Source organism: Cellulomonas sp. P4_B5_2 (genome assembly GCF_056402235.1).
This window is the reverse complement of record NZ_JBFUHU010000428.1, coordinates 1-2492: the sequence shown is the minus strand read 5'-3', so window position 1 is coordinate 2492 and position 2492 is coordinate 1. Positions and strand designations below refer to the sequence as shown.

Genomic DNA, 2492 nt, shown 5'->3' with positions numbered 1-2492 from the left:
CCGCCAGCCTGTCCGTCACAGCAGCGAGCGGTACAGCTCCTCGATGTCCGCCACGGACGCCTCGCGCGGGTTGCCGCCGGCGCAGACGTCCTCGAACGCCGCCTTCGCCAGCGCGGCGACGTCGGTCTCGGTGGCGCCGACCTCGCGAAGGGCGGTCGGGTTCCCCAGCTGACGGGTGAGGGCGGCGACGGCGGCGACCGCGGCCGTGCGGGCGTCGTCGAGGGGCATCGTCTGGGCGTCGGCGACCCCGAACGCGGCGGCGATGTCGCGGTACTTCTCCCCGCTGGCCGACGCGTTGAACGCCATGACCGGCGCGAGCAGGATCCCGTTGGCCACGCCGTGCGGGGCCGAGTAGAACGCGCCGAGCGGGTGCGCCATGGCGTGCACCAGGCCGAGGCCGACGTTCGAGTAGCCCATGCCGGCCACGTACTGCCCGAGCGCCATCCGCTCGGCCGCGGCCTCGTCGCCGTCCGCGGCAGCCTGCAGGGACGTGGCGATGACCTGGATGGCCTTGAGGTGGAACAGGTCGGACAGCTCCCACGCGCCCTGCGTGATGTAGCCCTCGATCGCGTGCGTCAGGGCGTCGAGCCCCGTGGCGACCTTGAGGGAGCGCGGGGCGGTGGACATCATCTGCGGGTCGACGACGGCCAGCACGGGGATGTCGTGAGGGTCCACGCAGACGAACTTCCGCTGCCGCTCGACGTCGGTGAGGACGTAGTTGATCGTCGTCTCGGACGCGGTGCCGGCCGTCGTGGGGATCGCGACGATCGGGACGGAGGGGTGCGTGGTCGGGGCGACGCCCTCGAGCGAGCGGACGTCGGCGAACTCGGGGTTGGCGGAGATGATCCCGATCGCCTTGCACGTGTCCTGGGGTGAGCCGCCACCGATCGCGACGAGCACGTCCGCGCCCGCGGCGGCAAAGGCTGCCACGCCGGCCTGCACGTTCTCGATCGTGGGGTTCGCCTGGACGTCGCTGTAGACCTCGTACGGGAAGCCGGCGGTGTCGAGCAGTTCGGTGACGCGCGCGGTCACGCCCGTCTCGACGAGGACCGCGTCGGACACGACGAAAGCCTTGGTGAACCCGCGCCGGGTCAGCTCGTCGGGGACGACCTCGATCGAGCCGGGGCCGAAGTACGCCGTCTGGTTCCAGATCATGCGGTGCGACATCGTGCAGCCTCCTTCGTGGCGTCGTCGATGACGCCGTGAATCGATTCAGGACCCATCCAAGCGCGCACGCTCCGCCGTCGGGCAGGGCACAAGGTCCTGGTCTGCGTCAGCCGTGCAGGGTGCCGGCCCACTCCCGGGCGCGGGCGGTCTCGCCCTCGGTCAGCGGCCCGGTGGTGCCGGCGACGACGAAGTCGGTGCCCTGCCGAGCATCGATCCCGCGGCGCCGCAGGAGCTTCACGGCCGCCTTGCTGGCGGAGCCGGAGAACCGGCCCTGGACCCTGGTCGCGAACGTGACGACCGGCGTGCTCGACGCCTCCAGGGCTCCGATCCACTCGCGCAGGCCGGAGCTCACGGGCTGCGCGCCGCGGTCGACGGCCGACGCGCGCGACTTCTCGGTCGGTAGGCCGAGGTTGTGCGTCGGCGCGCCCGCCAGGACGAGATCGGCACCGTCGAGGTTCGGGGCGGCGGACGTGGCGTCGACCAGCCTCACCTCGGCGCCGTCCTCCTGCAGCCGGTCGGCGACCGCCTGGGCGATGGCGTGGGTGTTCCCGAACAGCGACTCGACGACGATCAGGACGCGCACGTCAGCCCACCTGCCACGCCGGGTTGCCGGCGGTGACGGCCTCGAGCGCGTGCCCGAGCACGACCACCGCCGAGACCAGCGTCGTCACGGCGAGCACGCCGACGACCGCGGCCCACCAGCGTGCCGCGGTGCCTCCGGCGGGCTGCGTCGGGCGCAACGGTCCCCAGACCGTGGCCAGCGTCGACGCGACCAGGAGGAACACCGACGTGGTCAGGGCGTCGGAGCCGTGGCCGTGCGCCTGCGCGGCCAGCACCTCGTCGGCGGAGCCCAGGGACTCGACGGCGGTCAGCAGCGTCTTGCCCGCCTCGCCTGCGAAACCGATGGCCGTCAGTGCCAGGACGCCGAGGACGACGACGGGCCAGCGCATCGCGTGCCGGGTGCGGGCAACCCCGACGTAGACGAGGGCGGTCAGCGCCGCCAGCACGGACAGCAGCAGAGCGACCAGGCCGAGGAGGGCATGAGCTGGCACGGGGGGCTCCCGACTCGATGAGACATGATGTCTCATGCAGAATAGACATCATGTCTCAGACGAGTCAACGGACCGGGAGCGCCGGATCCCGGGTGATCGACGCCGCGGTCGAGCTGATCCGGCAACGCGGGCTCACGGTCGGCCTCGACCACATCAGCCTCGAGGAGGCGATCACGGCGTCCGGCGTCTCGCGGGCCACCGCGTACCGGCACTGGCCGACGAAGGCCGACTTCCTCCAGCAGGTCCTCCTGCGCGTGGTGCGCAACGCGGAGC

Annotated in this window: 4 protein-coding genes; 1 reads left to right on the top strand and 3 read right to left on the bottom strand. The window is 72.3% G+C overall.

Annotated elements, in window-relative coordinates:
- Positions 1–15 precede the first annotated feature (15 nt).
- From fucO to AC1DUQ_RS20570, 3 genes are all read right to left on the bottom strand, one after another.
- On the bottom strand, positions 16–1167 hold the full coding sequence (gene fucO / locus AC1DUQ_RS20580) for a lactaldehyde reductase (RefSeq protein ID WP_477059756.1): 1152 nt from the start codon (positions 1165–1167) through the stop codon (positions 16–18).
- A 106-nt stretch (positions 1168–1273) separates the two neighbouring features.
- Positions 1274–1750: a flavodoxin family protein gene (locus tag AC1DUQ_RS20575; RefSeq protein WP_477059757.1), complete on the bottom strand. Its 477-nt coding sequence runs from the start codon at positions 1748–1750 to the stop codon at positions 1274–1276.
- A 1-nt stretch (position 1751) separates the two neighbouring features.
- Positions 1752–2219, bottom strand: a complete 468-nt coding sequence (locus AC1DUQ_RS20570; protein ID WP_477059758.1) for a hypothetical protein — start codon at positions 2217–2219, stop codon at positions 1752–1754.
- Between the two features lie 50 nt (positions 2220–2269).
- On the opposite strand from AC1DUQ_RS20570, the gene AC1DUQ_RS20565 reads away from it, so the two are divergent.
- Positions 2270–2492 (top strand): TetR/AcrR family transcriptional regulator (locus AC1DUQ_RS20565; protein ID WP_477074505.1); only part of this gene is annotated, 223 nt, incomplete at its 3' end.